This window comes from Actinoplanes subtropicus (genome assembly GCF_000721705.1).
Lineage (GTDB): Bacteria > Actinomycetota > Actinomycetes > Mycobacteriales > Micromonosporaceae > Actinoplanes > Actinoplanes subtropicus.
In genome coordinates this window covers 452,543-469,696 of sequence record NZ_JOJL01000021.1, presented here as the reverse complement: position 1 = coordinate 469,696, position 17,154 = coordinate 452,543, and the positions used below count along the sequence as shown (strand labels likewise).

The window sequence follows — 17,154 nt, the reverse complement described above, 5'->3', positions numbered from 1 at the left end:
AGGGTCGCCGGCGTGGGACGTAGTCAGGCGGTGCCGCGGGGGCGTGACCCGCGATTCGGGCCGGAGGCGGATGACGCCGGCTGCACGATCCTGCATGTCGATATGGATGCGTTCTTCGCCTCGGTCGCCGTTCGGTCCCGGCCCGAGCTGCGCGGCAAGCCCGTCGTGGTCGGCGGCATCGGGCCGCGCGGGGTGGTGAGCTCGGCCAGTTATGAGGCGCGCCGGTTCGGGGTGCGCAGCGCCATGCCGACGGCGCGGGCCCGGGCGCTCTGCCCTCAGGCGATCTTCCTGCCGGTCGACGGGCCGTCGATCGCGGCCGCCTCCGAGGCGGTCATGAGCATCTTCCGAGACATGACTCCCCTGGTCGAGCCGCTCTCCTCGGACGAGGCGTTCCTCGACGTGGCCGGCGCGCAGCGGCTGCTCGGCCGGCCCGCGGAGATCGCCGCGCGGATCCGCGAGCGGATGTTCGCCGAGCAACAGCTGACCTGCTCGGTGGGGGTCGCGCCGACGAAATTCGTGGCCAAGCTCGGCTCGACCCGCGCCAAACCCAACGGCATGGTCGTCGTGCCCGGCCCGCTCGTGCTCGACTTCCTGCACCCGCTGCCGGTCGAGTCGCTCTGGGGCGTGGGGGAGCGGGCCGCCGAGACGCTGCGCCGGCTCGGCCTGACCACCGTCGGTGAGCTGGCCCGGGCGCCGGTCGGCATGCTGCGCGGCGCGCTCGGCGAGGCGGCCGCGGTCCACCTGCACGAGCTCTCCTGGGGTCGCGACCCGCGCCGGGTCACCCCCGAGCAGGTCGACAAGTCGATCGGCGCCGAGATGACCTTCGACACCGACGTGGCCGACCGGGTGCTGCTGCGGCGCAGCCTGCTCGCGCTTTCCGACAAAGTGGGTGCCCGGCTGCGGGCGAGCGGCCAGGTCGGGCGCACCGTGGCGATCAAGGTGCGGCTCGCCGACTTCCGTACGGTCAACCGGTCACGCACGATGCCGACCAGCACCGATGTGGCCCGTGAGATATTCGAGACCTCGTGGGCGCTGTTCGAGGCGCTCGGTGCGACCGATCACATTCGGCTCGTCGGCGTCCGGGTCGAGGGGCTGACCGCCGCCGCCACCACGTCACGCCAGCTCAGCCTGGGTGAGCCGGAGCGCGGCTGGCGCGAGGCGGAAGCCGCGACCGACGCGATCGCGGCCCGATTCGGGCGCGCCAGCGTCGGTCCAGCCAGTCTTTTGGGACGAACCGATCTACGCCGCACCGAAAATCACCCGGAGCGGACGGTCGTCCCGCTTTCCGAGCCGCCAACCCACTCGTAGACTTGCTCGGTAAGGCAGCCGACGGCTGTCCCGCGCCACCTACCTTGTTTCACCCCGACCCCGCTTCGGGATTGGGATATGCGCCCGGGGAGGAATGCCGTGCCGCTCTCGGAGCACGAGCAGCGGCTGTTCGATCAGATCGAGCGGTCGCTTGCCGAGGACCCCAAGTTCGCCTCGGCTGTGCGGGCCAGCGACCCGCGTTTCCACGCACGGCGCCGGCTCCTGTTCGCCGCGTTCGTGATCATTGTTGGCCTCGGCCTGGTGGTCCTCGGAACCGTCATCGGCAACACGCCCCTCGGCGTGGCCGGTTTCGTGGTGATGCTCGGCTCGGCCGCCTTCGCGATGCAGTCCCGTCGCAAGGGCAATGCTCCGGACCTGCACGCCGTGGGCGGCACCGCGACACGCCGTACCCGCCAGACCCGCAAGGCAGGATTCATCGACCGGCTGGAAGACCGGTGGCGTCAGCGCCCGGAAGGACACCGCTGACCCTGCGCGCCCGGCAACGAGCGCGCACACATCCTGAACACCGCGGGCGCCCCGGCGCCACGCGACCGGCAGATGGCGGCCTCGGGCCGCCATCGCCGTTTATCGATGCCCGCGCGCCCGGGGCACCTATGGCGCGGGTCGCCGCCTGACTCGCGCGGCGTCCGATTTGTGCCGCGGGTCTCTCGTGTCCGCGAAGCCGCGCTCCAAGATCGGGGCGGAGGGGTGAGCGGAGTTGTGTTGGTGTGCGCTCCGAGCGCTTGCGCTCCAAGATCGGGGCGGAGGGGTGAGCGGAGTTGTGTTGGTGTGCGCTCCGAGCGCTTGCGCTCCAAGATCGGGGCGGTCCGGGCGTGCGGGGCCATGTTGGGGTGGTGCTAGTGGTGCGGCTCGGCGGTAGCGCGGCTGTGACGGAGCGAGCGCTACAGCGGTGGGCGGCCCGGCGGCGAGCGATCCGGCGGGGCGGGCGGGCCCGGCAGTGAGCGCTCCGGCGTGGGCGGCCCGTGGAGGGCGGCCGCAGGGCCAGGTCGTCGTGCTGGGCGCCGACACGCTGGGCGTCTCCGCCCGTGGTGGGCGGCCCGGGTTGGGCGGTCCGGGTTGGGCGGCCCGTGGTAGGCGGTCCGGGTTGGGCGGCCCGTGGTGGGCGGTCCGGATTGGGCGGCCCGTGGTGGGCGGCCCGGGTTGGGCGGCCCGGGTTGGGCGGTCCGGGTTGGGCGGTCCGGCGATGAGTGGTCCGGCGGTGAGTGGCGGGCTGGCGGTGGGCGGCCGGTGGTGGGCGGCCCGGTGGTGGGCGGGCTGGCGGTGAGCTTCCGGCGGCGGGTGGGTCGGTGAATTGTGGGCCGGTGGCGGGTGGGTCGGCGGTGGGTGGTGTGCGGGGTTGGGTGGGGCCGCGGACCCCGCGGACCCCGCGGACCCTGCGGACCCCGCGGACGCCGCGGGTGGCGGCGCCCGCGGGGGGGGGTCAGCGGCTGCGGGGGTCAGCCTGCGGGGGGTCAGCGGCTGCGGGGGGTCAGCGGCTGCGGGCCAGGAGGCGGCGGGGGCTGAAGCGGGACATTGACTCGCGCCAGCGGCTTGCGGTGGCGGCGGCTCGGGTGGAGGTCTCGGCGAGGCCCAGGCGCCAGCGCAGCAGCACCGAGGGCGGGAACAGGGACGCCGTGAGCCGGGTGCGGCGGTTGGCCGAGCGGGCCAGGCCCTTGCGTACCAGGTGCAGCGCAGCGGTCAGTTCGGCGCCCTGCAGCGGCTTTCGCGCGTAGCGGGCCCTCTCCTCGGCCGTGCCCAGCAGGGTGGCCGCGGCGGCCGGCTCCTCCAGCAGGACCGCCTCGCCGACCAGGCGGTGGGCGGTGACCCGGGGCGTCTCGGTCGGATCGACCGGGATGCGGTAGTCGATCATCGTGTCGAGGAGTTCGTCCCAGGCCGCGTGGGCGTCCTCGCGGGCCTGGGCCGCCTCGGCGGTGACCACGATGTCGTGCTCGCCCGGTGGGCCGGCGCCCGAGGCGGCCAGCACCTTCGGCGCCTTGGGGACCGTCGCGGCGTGCCGGCGGCGGCGGACCATCAGCCGGCGCAGGGCCGGCACCAGCAGCAGGGCGATCAGCAGCGCCACGCCCGCCATCGTCCAGAGCGTCGTGTACGAGATCGGCGTCGCCCCGCCGTTGATGTTGCCGCCCAGGCCCGCGGCGTCGGGGTCGCGGTCCAGCCGGTTCGAGTTGCCGGCCGCGGCCGACGAACTCGCCCCGGGCGCCGCCGTGCCCGCCGACGACGACGCCGTCGGGAAGGTCTGGTCGACGTTCGGCGCCCAGTCCGTCCGGGTCGAGCCGGCCACGCTGGAGGCCGGCGTGGCGTCGAACGGGATCCAGCCGAAGCCCTTCAGGTAGATCTCGGTCCAGGCGTGCGCGTTGCGGTTCGTGATGACCCACGAGTTGCCCTGCTGGGCGCCCTTGGTGAAGCCGAACGCGACCCGCGCCGGGATCCCGGCCACCCGCGCCATCCAGGCCAGCGCCGCCGCGTACTGCTGGCAGTAGCCGACCTTGTTCTTCAGGAACGCCGCGATCTCCGAGCTGGAGCCGGCCGGCTGGGTGGACAGGCTGTAGGTGAAGCCGTTCGTCTTGGCGAAGTAGTTGTACAGCGCGCGCATCTTGTCGTAGTCGTTGGTCTTGCCCTTGATCAGGCCGGCCACCAGGTTGTCGACGTACGGGTCCCGCGGCGTGTTCGTGTACTGCGTGCGCAGCGGGTCGTCCCGGTTCAGCGCCGGCGCGCCGCGCAGCTCCGACTCGGTGTACGTCGCGCGTACATAGTCGAAGTTGTACTTCTTCCCCTTGGTGGTCTGCCGGCCGGAGTAGATCACCTGCTGGTTCGGGTCGTAGGACCAGCCGCCGCCGAGATCGCTGGTCTGGATCGTGTTGGCGTAGATCGGCAGCAGCGTCTGGCGGAAGCTGTCGCTGATCTCGATCTGCGCGTGGTACTGCTGGAACTCGCCGCCGGCGGTGCTGTTGCGCGGGTCGGCCAGGCCCCGGTTGATCGAGTTGCCGGTCGGGTTGCGGCTGCCGAAACCCAGGTTGGTCAGCTGGTCGGCGACGCCGAAGCGCAGGTAGAAGGGCTCCTGCTCGTTGGTGGTCAGCTTGATCACCTGAACCGTCTCGCCCTGGGTCAGGTTCCCGTTGAGCGCGGCGAACAGGCTGATCTTGCCGCCGCCCCCGCCGATGCCGGTGCCGTCGCCGATCCCGCTGCCGCTCTGCGTGATCTGCGAGAGCAGGCCGCCGGTGATGCTCGGCATGAGCAGCGGCAGCAGCACGGCCGTGGCCACGCCGACCACGCCGAGGCGACGGCCCGCGGCGGCCAGGGGGGAGGGCTCCCAGACGTCCACGTCGCGGCCGTCACCGGTGAAGCGGCGACCGAAACGGCGTACGCGATCGATGTTGTCGGAGACCAGGAGCCAGAGGAAGCCGATCGAGCCGATGATGAACGGCAGGATCGGCACATCGTCCACATAGATCGCGACCGGCACCGAGTAGATCGCCAGCATCGGCAGGCCGGCCAGGGCCGGGCGGCGCGCGACGACGGTGAGCAGGTCGACCACGATCGCCACCGAGCCGATCCCGAGGACCGTGATGAACAGCAGGCCGTCCCGGTCGGGGACGGGCACGCCGTACGATCTCGTGTCCTGCCCGGCCTGGGTGACCAGGTCGGCGAAGTGGCCGAAGGTGGCCGGCTGCGGGACGAGGATCTCGTGGCCGCTGGGGAACATCCAGGTGAGGGTCAGCAGCAGGGTCACGACCATGCTGAGCGCCTGGGCCCAGACCGGGAAGCGCACCGTACGGGCGAGCAGCGCCGCCCCGGCGATCAGGCCGACCGCCACGATGCACCGGACCAGCCAGCTCCACGACTCGAAGATCGACGAGATCGGGGCGGCCGCGAGCAGCGTGGCGCCGGCGGCGACCATCCCGAGACGACGGCGGCCGGTCATCGGATCACCCCGCCGACGGTCTCGGCCATCGCGGCCCGCCAGGCGAAGCCGCTCGAGCCGCGGGCGGCGGCCGGCCACAGGTTGGGCAGCGTGGCGCCGTGCGTGACCGGCACCGAGCGCCAGCCGGCGTGCACCAGGGCGAGCGCCGCGGCGGCGTGCTCCCGGTCGGCCTCCTGCCGCTCGCCGGGCGTCATCGACACCCAGGTGGAGCTGTCGACCGCGAAGCCGATGCAGGTGGCGCCGTTGCCGCGCAGGCCGGTCAGCAGCTCGGCCTCGGCCACCGTGAGCGAGCCGAAGATGCCCACCACCAGGCCGCCGTCCGAGCGGCGCCGGACCTGTTCGACCAGCAACGCGATGTCACCGTGCCGATCCAGCTTCACGTCGGCGAGCGTGTCCAGGATCAAACTCTCGCCACCCTCGTACGCGTCGATGTCGATGCCCGAGCCGGTCACCAGGCGCAGCTTGTAGCCGGCCTGCCGCAGGTGCATGGCGATGCTCGCGGTGGCCGAGACGGCCCACTCGAAGCTGGCCGTCGGGCCCTCGCCGCGGTGCGCGTAGACCCGGGTGTCGAGCACCACCGTCGCCCGGCTCTCCCAGGGCTGCTCCTCGCGGCGCACCATCAGCTCGCCGGTGCGCGCCGTGGACCGCCAGTGCACCCGGCGCAGGTCGTCGCCGCGGCGGTACTCGCGGGTGGCGGCGTCGTCCTCGCCGTGCACGGCCACCGACCGGGCGCGGCTGTCGCCGGTGCCCGCGTACTCCCCGCCGAGCCGGACCGTGGGCAGCGGGTACACCTGCGGGATCACGGTCAGCCGGTCGATGCTCGGGAACGAGCGGGTCAGCTCGCACAGGCCGAACGGGTCGGTCAGCCGGATCACCAGCGGGCCGATCGGGTAGCGGCCGCGCACGTCGGCGCGGACCGTGTAGGCGACCGAGCTGGCCTGGTGGGCGCCGAGCCGTTCCAGCACGACCCGGGGGCGGCTGCCCAGCGCGTACGGCAGCTTGTCCTCCAGCAGCAGCGTGCCGGTGGGCAGGCGGGACAGGTTCTGCAGGCGCAGGATGACCCGGGCGCTGGAGCCGACCGGCGCGCGGCCGGGCTCGAGGGAGCGGGTGCAGGCCAGCTTGTACCGGCTGCGGCCGACGTACGCCGCGGCCAGCAACGGCAGCGCGGCCAGCAGCACCGCCACCCGCAGCAGGTCACGCTCGCCCAGGACGATCGCCGAGATGCCGGCCGCGGCCGCCGCGGCCAGGAACGATCGGCCGCGCGTGGTCAGTCCCCGCAAGGCCTCCCGCATGATCAGCGCCCCCGCGGCTCGTACTGGGCGCCGCCGGTGTTCGGCCGGGTGTCGTACGGCGAGCGGTTGCGCTCGTGCGGCAGCGGCAGCCGGTGCAGGATCTCGGCCACGATGGCATCGGTGGTACGGCGGTTGAGCTGGGCGTCCGCGGTCGGGATGAGGCGGTGCGCGAGGACCGGCACGGCCAGCGTCTGCAGGTCGTCGGGGAGCACGTAGTCGCGGCCCTCGAGGGCGGCCACCGCCTTGGCCGTACGGACCAGCTGGAGGGTGGACCGGGGGGAGGCGCCCAGCCGGATCTCCGGGGCCTCGCGGGTCGCGGTGACCAGGGCGATCGCGTACTGCTGGACGGCGTCGGCGGCGTGCACGTCGCGGACCGTGGCGATCAGCCGGCGGACCAGCCCGGCGTCGGCCACCGGGCGCAGGTCGTTCAGCGGGTCGTGGGCGCCGTGCCCGTCGAGCATGGCCAGCTCGGCCCGCGGATCGGGGTAACCCATCGCGATCCGGGCGGTGAACCGGTCACGCTGCGCCTCGGGCAGCGGGTAGGTGCCCTCCATCTCGATCGGGTTCTGGGTCGCGATGACCATGAAGGGCGACTGCAGCTCGTACGTGGTGCCGTCGACCGTGACCTGGCGTTCCTCCATGCACTCGAGGAGGGCGGACTGGGTCTTCGGCGAGGCCCGGTTGATCTCGTCGCCGACCACCAGGTTGGCGAAGACCGCGCCCGGCTTGAACTCGAAGTCCCGGGTCTCCTGGTTGTAGACGCTGACCCCGGTCACGTCGCTGGGCAGCAGGTCGGGCGTGAACTGGATGCGCCGGACCGAGCAGTCGATCGACCGGGCCAGTGCCTTGGCCAGCTTGGTCTTGCCGACGCCCGGCACGTCCTCGATCAGCAGGTGACCCTCGGCGAGCAGGACGGCCAGCGCGAGCCGAACCGTGGCCGCCTTGCCCTCGATGACGCGCTCGATGTTCGCCATGATGGCCGTGGTCGCGGAGCGGAACTCCTCGCCCGCCATCGGCCCACCGGGCTTGTCCCAGGTCGGGGTTGTCACGAGGCTTCCTCCCAAGTCGTTCGCAGGCCGCGAAATGGGCAGCGAGGGGTACCCGGGCCTGCTGGCACGCCGCCCGTCCCCACAGGTTAGCCCGATCACACCAAACCGCCGACCCCAGCCGCGGGCCCGTGGCGGCGAGCGTCAACCGGACCGCGGTATCGGATAGGTAAAGAATCAGACATAGATCTAGTTACATTCTCCGATCGTCGGACAGAGTCAGCCATCGACGGGCCACACAAGTGGGGTGCGGCCGGCGAGGGCGTCCGCTCCTGGCCGGGCTGCACCGAGCCCGGTCGAGAGGGGCATGATTTGAGACCGTTATCCGTACCGACCGTGACCCGGCGGGTGGGGGCGGCGGCCGCCGGCGTGGTGTTGCTGGCCGGATTGTTGCCGGCCACCGCGCAGGCCGCGCCGGAGCAGAAGCCGGTTCAGAAAAAGACCGTCGCGGACCGCTCGCAGCAGCGCCGCGCCGACTACGACAGCCGGGCGAGCCTGGGCGCCGCGGCCGCCGCGCAGCCGACCGCCGCCCTGCGCGCCGCGATCGTGCCGACCGCGGCGCCGGCGGCCGTCAACAAGCTGCGGGATTCGCTCGGCGTGCAGGGGATCGTCGACGTCGACAACTCGACCGGGACGCCGCGCCGGGTCGCCCGGCTGGACGGCTTCCTGACCGCGCCGAGCAAGCAGAAGCCGGTACCGATCGCGCTCGACTACCTGGCCGCTCACCAGGACGTCTTCGGCCTCGGCCCGGCCGCGATCGCGAATCTCACCCTGCGTCAGGACTACGTCGACGTCGAGGGCACGCACCACCTCAGCTTCGTCCAGTCGGTCGGCGGCGTGCCGGTCTTCGGCAACGGCCTGAAGGCGCACATCACCAAGGACGGGCGGATCATCCAGATCGACGGCTCGCCGCTCCGGGCGCTCCCGGCCGCGGCCGCGTCGCCCACGGTGTCCGCGGCCGGCGCGCGGGACGCGGCCGTCAAGGACGTCTTCGGCGCCTCCGCCGCCAAGGTCACCAGGACCGAGGCCGGCGCCACCCGCAAGACCTCGTTCAGCGACGGCGGCAACGCCAAGCTGGTCTACTTCCAGGCCGCCGGCGGGCCCCGGCTGGCATGGGAGACGATCGCGGTCGACCAGGGCTACGTGCACGTGATCGACGCGGCCACCGACCAGGTGCTGTACCGGCAGAACACCGTCGATGCGGACGCCGGCGACGTCTTCTACAACTACCCGGGCGCTCCGAAGGGTGGTACGCAGAAGACGGTCGGCCTGAGCAAGTGGCTGCCGAACGACTCGCCGCGACTGGCCGGCAACGTCGCGCACGTCTACTCGGACGTGAACGACGACAACGTGGCGAACCCGACCGAAGAGGTCGCGCCCTCCGGCAAGCGCAGCTTCCAGTTCCCGTTCGTGGACTTCAGCGGCACCGTCGGCGGCCGCTGCTCGGCGGCGTTCAAGTGCTCGTGGGACCCGAAGACGGCGAACTCCTGGCAGGCCAACCGGGCGCAGAACGCGGTCCAGATGTACTACTTCCTGGGCACCTGGCACGACCACCTGGCGGCCAGGCCGATCGGCTTCACCCGTACCGCCGGCAACTTCGAGGCGGTCGACGGCGACGCCGTGCAGGGCCAGTCGGACGACGGCGCGAACACCGCGAACGGCCTGCCGGACGCCAACCACGTCGACAACGCCAACATGAACACCATGCCCGACGGCATCCCGCCGGTCATGCAGATGTACCTGTTCCTGCCGGATGCCCGGTTCATCGCCGGCAACTCCGGTGACGACTCGAGTGTCGTGTTCCACGAGTACACCCACGGCCTGTCCAACCGCCTGGTCGTCGACGCCAACGGCAACTCGACGCTCGGCTCCGCCCAGCCCCGCTCGATGGGCGAGGCGTGGAGCGACTGGTACGCGCTGGACTACCTGGTCGACACCGGCCTCGAGAAGGACACCGCGAAGGTCGGCGACGTGATGGTCGGCAAGTACGTCGACGGCGGCGGCACGATCCGGACCGAGCCGCTGGACTGCACCGTCGGCGCGCCCGCGACGGTCTGCCCGGGCACCGCGGCGGCCGGCCCCGGCGGCTACACGTACGGCGACTTCGGCCTGATCTCCGCGCGCGGCACCGAGGTGCACGCGGACGGCGAGATCTGGGGCCAGACCCTGTGGGACCTGCGGCGGGCGATCGGCAGCAAGAAGGCCGAGTCGCTGGTCACCCGGGCCATGGAGCTGTCCCCGGCGAACCCGTCCTACCTGGACGAGCGCAACTCGATCCTGGCGGCCGACCTGGTGGTCGACGGCGGCAAGCTGCAGAAGACGATCTGGAAGGTCTTCGCCAACCGGGGCATGGGCTACTTCGCCGCCAGCCTGGACGGCGCCGACACGCAGCCGGTCGAGGACTTCTCGATGCCGCCGGCCGCGAACACCCCGCGCGGCACGCTGACCGGCAAGGTCACCGACGCGGACTCCGGCACGGCGGTCGCCGGCCTCACCGTCGGCTTCGGCGGGCACGCGTCCGGCTTCGCCGGCGACCTCATGGCCACCACGGCCGCGGACGGCAGCTACAAGATTTCCGACATTCTGCCGGGCACGTACGCCAAGGTCTTCGCCCGCGGCGCCGGATATGACCAGCAGGTCGCCACGCTGTCGATCCCGTCGCACGCGGTCGTGAAGAACTGGGCGGTCCGCAAGGACTGGGCGGCCTCCAGCGGCGGCGGCAAGGTGGTCAGCTTCACCGGGCCGGACTACTCCCCGCAGTGTGGCCCGGCCTTCCTGATCGACCAGTCGCAGGGCACCGGCTGGGGCTCGGACGTGTCCGCGAGCGGGCAGACGGTCGTCCTGAAGCTGTCCGGGAAGGTGAACATCAGCCAGCTGGTGATCAACCCGTCGGCCACCTGCGGCGACCCGGCCAGCGTCTCGACCGGCGGCTATCGGGTGGAGACCTCGCCCGACGGCACGACCTGGACCCAGGCCGCGGCCGGCACCTTCCCGCGGGGCACGGTCACCCCGACCCCGGTCGCGCTGGCCGCCGGCACCGGCACCGGCGTCGGGTACGTCCGGTACACGATGCTGACCACCCAGGGCCAGGACGCCGGACTCTGCCCGCCGGGCCAGCCGGCCCCGGACGCGAGCTGCGTGTTCCTGGACTCCACCGAGCTGTCGGTCTACGGACCGGCCGCCTGATAGACGGGTGATACCGGTCGCCGCCTCTGCGCGGCGACCGGTATCATGCACGCATGGCCCGGCCGTTCCTGCTTCTTAGCCGGCCGTGCTGCCGCCGCCGTTAGACGGACACAGCACGGCGATCCCCTCCTGAGCGAGGGGCTTTTTTGTGTCCACAGACTGATTGAGATGCCGAGACGATGAGCGAGTCAGAGACCCCGCGGTTCCGCTACACGGCCGCGCTGGCCAACGAGATCGAGCCGCGCTGGCAGGCCTGGTGGGCCGAGCACGGGACGTTCCACGCGCCCAACCCGGCCGGCGCCCTGGCCGACCCGGCGCACCCCCGGGCCGGCGCGCCGAAGCTGCACGTGCAGGACATGTTCCCGTACCCCTCGGGCGCGGGACTGCACGTGGGTCACCCGCTCGGCTACATCGGCACCGACAGCTACACCCGGTACAAGCGGATGGCCGGCTTCAACGTGCTGCACCCGATGGGCTTCGACGCCTTCGGCCTGCCCGCCGAGCAGTACGCGGTGCAGACCGGCACGCACCCGGCGGTCACCACGGCGGCCAACGTCGAGCGGTACAAGGGCCAGCTGCGGCGGCTGGGCCTGGCCTACGACGACCGGCGCACGTTCGCGACCACCGACCCCGAGTACTACCGGTGGACGCAGTGGATCTTCCTGCAGGTCTTCAACTCCTGGTACGACGAGAAGGTCCGCAAGGCCCGCCCGATCGCCGCCCTGATCGCCGAGTTCGAGGCCGGCACGCGCCCGACCCCGGGCGAGCCGTGGGCTTCGCTGAGCGCGGTCGAGCGGCGCAAGCTGGTCGACGACCACCGCCTGGCGTACATCAGCGAGGCGCCGGTCAACTGGTGCCCGGGCCTGGGCACGGTGCTGGCCAACGAGGAGGTCACGCCGGACGGGCGCAGCGAGCGCGGCAACTTCCCGGTCTTCCAGCGCAGCCTGAAGCAGTGGATGATGCGGATCACCAAGTACGGCGATCGCCTGATCGAGGACCTGGACACGCTGGACTGGCCGGAGCCGGTCAAGCTGATGCAGCGCAACTGGATCGGCCGGTCGCGTGGCGCACACGTCGACTTCCCGGTCGAATCGGACAACATCCCGGTGTTCACCACTCGTCCGGACACGCTGTTCGGCGCTACCTACATGGTGCTGGCGCCCGAGCATGAACTGGTCAACAAGATCGCGCCCGCCGAATGGCCGGATGGGACGAATCGGAAGTGGACCGGCGGCTTCGACACGCCCGGCGAGGCGATCGCCGCCTATCGGGCGCAGGCCGCGGCAAAGACCGACGAGGAGCGGACCGAGTCCAAGGAGAAGACCGGCGTCTTTATCGGAGCATTCGCGACAAATCCGGTTAACCAGGCGCGCATTCCGATCTTCATCGCGGACTACGTGCTGGCCGGCTACGGCACCGGCGCGATCATGGCGGTGCCCGGCCAGGACGAGCGGGACTGGGAGTTCGCCGAGGTGTTCGAGCTGCCGATCATCCGTACGGTCAAGGCTCCGGAGGATTTTGAAGGGGCCTTCACCGGGGACGGGCCCGCGATCAACAGCGACTGGCTGGACGGCAAGGGCGTCGTCGAGGCCAAGGCCGCGATGATCGCGTGGCTGGAGCAGCACGGGCACGGCCGCGGCGCCACCACCTACCGGCTGCGCGACTGGCTGTTCAGCCGGCAGCGCTACTGGGGCGAGCCCTTCCCGATCGTGTACGACGAGACCGGCCTGCCGGTGGCCCTGCCCGAGTCGATGCTGCCGGTCGTGCTGCCGGATGTGGACGACTTCTCCCCGCGTACGTTCGATCCGGACGACGCGGACAGCGAGCCGGAGACGCCGCTGTCCCGCAAGAAGGACTGGGTGCGGGTCGAGCTGGACCTGGGCGACGGCCCGAAGCAGTACACCCGCGAGACCAACACCATGCCGCAGTGGGCCGGCTCCTGCTGGTACGAGCTGCGCTACCTGGACCCGCGCAACGACAAGGCGCTGGTCGACCCGGACAACGAGGCCTACTGGATGGGCCCGGCCCGGGACGGCGACTGCGGCGGCGTCGACCTGTACGTCGGCGGCGTCGAGCACGCCGTGCTGCACCTGCTGTACGCCCGCTTCTGGCACAAGGTGCTGTACGACCTGGGCCACGTCTCGTCCTTCGAGCCGTTCCGCAAGCTGTTCAACCAGGGCTACATCCAGGCGTACGCGTTCCGGGACGCCCGCGGTGTGATCGTGCCGGCCGAGGAGGTCGTCGAGCGCGACGGCCAGTACTTCTACGAGGACGCTCCGGTCTTCCGCGAATACGGCAAAATGGGCAAGTCCCTGAAGAACGTCGTCACCCCCGACGAGATGTGCGAGCAGTACGGCGCCGACACCTTCCGGGTGTACGAGATGGCAATGGGCCCGCTGGACGTCTCCCGCCCGTGGGAGACCCGCGCGGTGGTCGGCTCGCAGCGCTTCCTGCAGCGGGTCTGGCGGCTGGTGGTCGACGAGGAGAGCGGCGCCACCCGGGTCGGCGACGAGCCGCTGGAGCCGTCCGTACGCAAGCATCTGCACCGGACCATCGCCGGCGTCCGCGAGGACCTGGACGAGCTGCGCTTCAACACCGCGATCGCCAAGCTGATCGAGCTGACCAACACGCTGACCCCACTGCCGACCGTGTCGCGCGAGGCGGTCGAGCCGCTGGTGCTGATGGTGTCGCCGTTCGCCCCGCACCTGGCCGAGGAGCTGTGGCGCAAGCTGGGCCACGACGGCTCGCTGGCCTACGCGGACTTCCCGGTCGCCGACCCGGCCCAGCTGAAGGCCGAGTCGATCACCTATCCGGTGCAGGTCAACGGCAAGGTCCGCGGCCGGGTCGAGGTCTCCCCGGAGGCCGGCGAGGCCGAGGTACGGTCGGCCGCGCTGGAGGCGGTGGCCGAGGCGCTGTCCGGCCGTACGCCCAAGAAGGTCATCGTCGTGCCGGGGCGCCTGGTCTCGGTCGTCGTCTGAGTTCGCAGACACACAAGGGGCGCCTCGCGAACCGCGGGGCGCCCCTTGCTGCTTCGCCGTTACGTCAGGCCGCGATGCGGCGTACGACGTAGTTGCTGCCGTACATCTTGTGCTTGCCGACCCGCGCGCCGGTGTGCGGCGAGTCGTACATGTAGCCGTTACCGGCGTAGATGCCGGCGTGGTAGCCGTACGAGCCGGAGCGGAAGACGATCAGGTCGCCGATCTGCGCCGAGCCCTTGCTGACGGCCGTGCCGTAGCGCTGCTGGTCGTTGGCCTTGTGCGGCAGGCTCTTGCCGGCCGCCTTCTTGTAGACGTACATGGTGAAGCCGGAGCAGTCGAACCGCGACGGCCCGGCCGCGGCGAACTTGTACAGCGCGCCGGTGTGCGAGGCGGCCTCGGCCAGGATCCGCGCGCCGACGCCGCTGCGCACGGTGACCCGCACCGACTTCCCGGTGTGCTGGTTGTACCCGGCGTTGGCCAGGTAGACCGCACGGAGGGAGACGCTGGAGGCGGGGCGCATGTACAGGTTGACGGTACCGGCCTTGTTGACCGAGGCGGCGGACTGGGTGACCCACTTGCCGCCACGGTAGGCCTGCAGGCGGACCCAGCCGTACGTCACGGCCTTGCCGGTCTTCGAGTTGAAGTACCGGGCGGTGACCCGGACCTGCTGACCCTTGTTGATCGTCCCGGCGCTGACGTTGGTCCCTACGGTGAGATTGACCTTGGCGCTGGCCTGGGCGGCGGTCAGGACCGGGGCGGCCGCGCTGGCCGCCGGAGTCGAGATCAGCTGACCGGCGCAGAGGCAGAGGCCCAGGGAGAGCGCGGCGGTACCGGTGCCGACGGACAGACGACGTCGCCGGCTCGAACTGTGCTGAGGCACGGTAAGGGAATCCCTCCGGCACGCCTGCGAGGTTAGCTGTCGGGTTCGGGCGGGAAGGTTGCCCGGTCGCCGTGGTGGCCGACTTCACCCCGAGGTTGCCCCGTACGCCGGCACCGGAGCGGGTGGCGGCCGGGGCGGACCGGCTGTCTCTCTCGAGAAGCTGTGGGTCCCCCGTCCCTGCCCCCGTATGCCTTTGTGGTCGTGCGTGCTTCGTGGTCGCGACGCTCGACCCGGGGCAGGGCTCGGCGTGAGCCGGATCGTCGCGAGCCGTTCCATGCTGGACCGGCGCAACCTTGCTACCAGCAATTTCGCTAGATCGTCCGTTGTGTATCCATCACTCAGCGTGTTTGGCACATTGGTGGGTGTCCAATTTGTTACCTGGAGGAGACAAATGCCATGACGTACGGTCATTGAGTGATCACCACTCGTGGAAGGTTACGGGTGAAACACGACACACAAAAAGTCGCGGCAACCCCGTGTTCGCTGGCCAGGGGCGGTTCGGGTAGCCTGCGCGCCGCCATCAACCCGGGGTAACCGCCGGTCGGGTAACCTCGTCTCCCGTGACGGACGGCAAGATGCCCCTGCGGGCCAAGGTGGCGACCAGCGTGTCGAAGACAGCGGCGGCGCTCTCCAGGGCCGCGGGCCGCGGCGACGGCTCGGTCATCGGCGGATGGATCGGCCTCAAAATCGACCCCGACCTGCTGGCGCACCTCGCCTCGGGGCGCGCGGTCGCACTGATCTCGGGCACCAACGGCAAGACCACCACGACCCGGCTCGCCGCGGCCGCGGTGTCGCACATCGGCCGGGTCGCCACCAACTCGTTCGGCGCCAACATGCCGACCGGGCACACGTCGGCGCTCGCCAAGGCCGGCACCACGCCGTTCGCCGTCCTCGAGGTCGACGAGCACTACCTGGCCCGGGTCATCGACGCCACCACCCCGCGCGTCGTCGCCCTGCTCAACCTCTCCCGCGACCAGCTCGACCGGGCCAAGGAGGTGGCGATGATGGCGCAGCTCTGGCGGGACGCCCTCGCCGGCCACCCCGAGGTACGCGTGGTGGCCAACGCGGACGACCCCATGGTGGTCTGGGCCGCCGAGGGCAGTGGCCAGCAGGTCACCTGGTTCAGCGCCGGCCAGCGCTGGCACGACGACTCGTTCGTCTGCCCGCAGAGCGGTGACCCGATCGAGCGCAACGGCGGCGACTGGTGGTGCACCGGCTGCCCGCTGCGCCGCCCGCGCCCGCACTGGCGGGTCGAGGACGACGGCGTCGTCGACCCGCGCGGCGACTGGCACCTGGTGAAGCTCCAGCTCCCCGGGCAGGTCAACCTGGGTAACGCCGCCACCGCGCTCGCCGTCGCGGCCGAGTTCGGGGTCCGCCCGATAGAGGCCCTCCCGCACCTGGCCACGGTCGCCTCGGTGGCCGGCCGCTACGCCCAGGTCGACCGCGACGGACGCAACGTCCGCCTGCTCCTGGCCAAGAACCCGGCAAGCTGGCTCGAGGCGTTCGACATGGCCGAGCAGGCGCCCACCCTGCTCTCGGTGAACGCCCGCGACCCCGACGGACTTGACACCTCCTGGTTGTATGACGTGAACTTCGCGCCGCTCCGCGACCGGCTGGTGTTGATCACCGGCGACCGGGCGCTTGACCTGGCCGTACGCCTCGAGGTGAACGGTGTGGCCTTCCGGCACGTTAGGACTTTCGACGAGGCGATCCAGGCAGTACCGCCCGGCCGCCTCGAAGTGATCGCCAATTACACGGCGTTCCAGGACATTCGAGCGGAGTTGGACCGTGTCAACTGAGAGCACGTTGCGGATCGTCTGGATTTATCCGGATCTGCTCTCGACGTACGGCGATCGGGGCAATCTGCTGATTCTCGCCCGCCGGGCCGCGATGCGCGGCATTCCGGTCGAGACGTACGAGATCCGCTCGGACCAGCCGATGCCCTCCATGGCCGACATCTACCTGATCGGCGGCGGCGAGGACGGCCCGCAGGCCCTGGCCGCGCAGCGCCTGATCGCCGACGGCGGGCTGCACCGGGCGGTCAACCAGGGCGCGGCGGTCCTCGCGATCTGCGCCGGCTACCAGCTCTTCGGGCACTCGTTCTTCGCCAAGGGCGCGAAATGCCCCGGCCTCGGGCTGCTCGACCTGCACTCCGACCGCGGCGAGACCCGGGCCGTCGGCGAACTGCGCGGCGACATCGACCCGCGGCTCGGCCTGCCCCCGCTGACCGGTTTCGAGAACCACGGCGGGCGTACGCACCTGGGGCCCGGCGTCCAGCCGCTGGCCCGGGTCACCGTGGGCATCGGGAACGACGGTCAGACCGAGGGCGCATGGCACGGCAAGATCCTGGGCACGTACTCCCATGGGCCGGCGCTCGCTCGCAACCCAGCTATAGCCGATCTGCTACTGCGTTGGGCCATCGGCGCGGATAGTCTTCCACCCGTTGACGACACCTGGCCGGAGCGACTCCGCGCCGAAAGGCTCGCCGCGGCGAGCAATTGACCAGTAATCGACAACCAGTTGG

10 protein-coding genes and 1 riboswitch are annotated in these 17,154 nt (G+C 71.4%); of the genes, 6 read left to right on the top strand and 4 right to left on the bottom strand.

Features of this window, described 5'->3' with window-relative positions; all coding sequences use genetic code 11:
* Window positions 1-12 precede the first annotated feature (12 nt).
* Together dinB and IH26_RS0129410 are read left to right on the top strand one after the other, a co-directional pair.
* Window positions 13-1,308, top strand: a complete 1,296-nt coding sequence (gene dinB / locus IH26_RS0129415; RefSeq protein ID WP_030439497.1) for a DNA polymerase IV — start codon at window positions 13-15, stop codon at window positions 1,306-1,308.
* A 99-nt stretch (window positions 1,309-1,407) separates the two neighbouring features.
* Entirely contained in the window at window positions 1,408-1,794 is a 387-nt protein-coding gene (locus tag IH26_RS0129410; protein WP_030439496.1) for a DUF3040 domain-containing protein, read from the top strand.
* A 1,003-nt stretch (window positions 1,795-2,797) separates the two neighbouring features.
* Here IH26_RS0129410 and IH26_RS0129405 read toward each other — a convergent pair.
* The 3 genes from IH26_RS0129405 to IH26_RS0129395 are packed head-to-tail and all read right to left on the bottom strand — an operon-like array spanning window position 2,798 to window position 7,589.
* Window positions 2,798-5,248: a transglutaminase TgpA family protein gene (locus IH26_RS0129405; RefSeq protein WP_030439495.1), complete on the bottom strand. Its 2,451-nt coding sequence runs from the start codon at window positions 5,246-5,248 to the stop codon at window positions 2,798-2,800.
* The gene (locus tag IH26_RS0129400) at window positions 5,245-6,540 is read right to left on the bottom strand and encodes a DUF58 domain-containing protein (protein ID WP_030439494.1); all 1,296 of its coding nucleotides are present in this window, start codon (window positions 6,538-6,540) and stop codon (window positions 5,245-5,247) included. Before IH26_RS0129400 ends, IH26_RS0129405 begins: the two co-directional genes overlap by 4 nt.
* A gap of 2 nt (window positions 6,541-6,542) precedes the next feature.
* On the bottom strand, window positions 6,543-7,589 hold the full coding sequence (locus tag IH26_RS0129395) for an AAA family ATPase (protein WP_030439493.1): 1,047 nt from the start codon (window positions 7,587-7,589) through the stop codon (window positions 6,543-6,545).
* A gap of 333 nt (window positions 7,590-7,922) precedes the next feature.
* Between IH26_RS0129395 and IH26_RS0129390 the strand changes: the two genes are divergently transcribed.
* Both IH26_RS0129390 and leuS read left to right on the top strand, forming a co-directional pair.
* Window positions 7,923-10,772, top strand: coding sequence for a M36 family metallopeptidase (locus IH26_RS0129390; protein ID WP_030439492.1), 2,850 nt, complete (start codon window positions 7,923-7,925; stop codon window positions 10,770-10,772).
* Window positions 10,773-10,951: 179 nt separating this feature from the next.
* Window positions 10,952-13,750 carry a leucine--tRNA ligase gene (gene leuS / locus IH26_RS0129385; protein ID WP_030439491.1) on the top strand — a complete coding sequence of 933 codons (2,799 nt, stop codon included), beginning with the start codon at window positions 10,952-10,954 and terminating at the stop codon, window positions 13,748-13,750.
* Window positions 13,751-13,814: 64 nt separating this feature from the next.
* Here the strand turns inward: leuS and IH26_RS0129380 are convergent, their stop codons facing one another.
* Window positions 13,815-14,630, bottom strand: a complete 816-nt coding sequence (locus tag IH26_RS0129380; protein WP_030439490.1) for a C40 family peptidase — start codon at window positions 14,628-14,630, stop codon at window positions 13,815-13,817.
* 6 nt (window positions 14,631-14,636) lie between these two features.
* A riboswitch (cyclic di-AMP (ydaO/yuaA leader) is annotated at window positions 14,637-14,761 on the bottom strand.
* A 444-nt stretch (window positions 14,762-15,205) separates the two neighbouring features.
* On the opposite strand from IH26_RS0129380, the gene IH26_RS0129375 reads away from it, so the two are divergent.
* Window positions 15,206-16,429: a Mur ligase family protein gene (locus IH26_RS0129375; protein ID WP_030439489.1), complete on the top strand. Its 1,224-nt coding sequence runs from the start codon at window positions 15,206-15,208 to the stop codon at window positions 16,427-16,429.
* On the top strand, window positions 16,419-17,132 hold the full coding sequence (locus IH26_RS0129370) for a type 1 glutamine amidotransferase (protein ID WP_030439488.1): 714 nt from the start codon (window positions 16,419-16,421) through the stop codon (window positions 17,130-17,132). Before IH26_RS0129375 ends, IH26_RS0129370 begins: the two co-directional genes overlap by 11 nt.
* The last annotated feature ends 22 nt before the right edge of the window (window positions 17,133-17,154 follow it).

Coding starts and splice junctions, on each gene's coding strand:
- leuS (WP_030439491.1), top strand. CDS start 10,952: ATGAGCGAGTCAGAGACCCCGCGGTTCCGCTACACGGCCGCGCTGGCC.
- IH26_RS0129375 (WP_030439489.1), top strand. CDS start 15,206: ATGCCCCTGCGGGCCAAGGTGGCGACCAGCGTGTCGAAGACAGCGGCG.
- IH26_RS0129405 (WP_030439495.1), bottom strand. CDS start 5,248: ATGACCGGCCGCCGTCGTCTCGGGATGGTCGCCGCCGGCGCCACGCTG.
- IH26_RS0129400 (WP_030439494.1), bottom strand. CDS start 6,540: ATGCGGGAGGCCTTGCGGGGACTGACCACGCGCGGCCGATCGTTCCTG.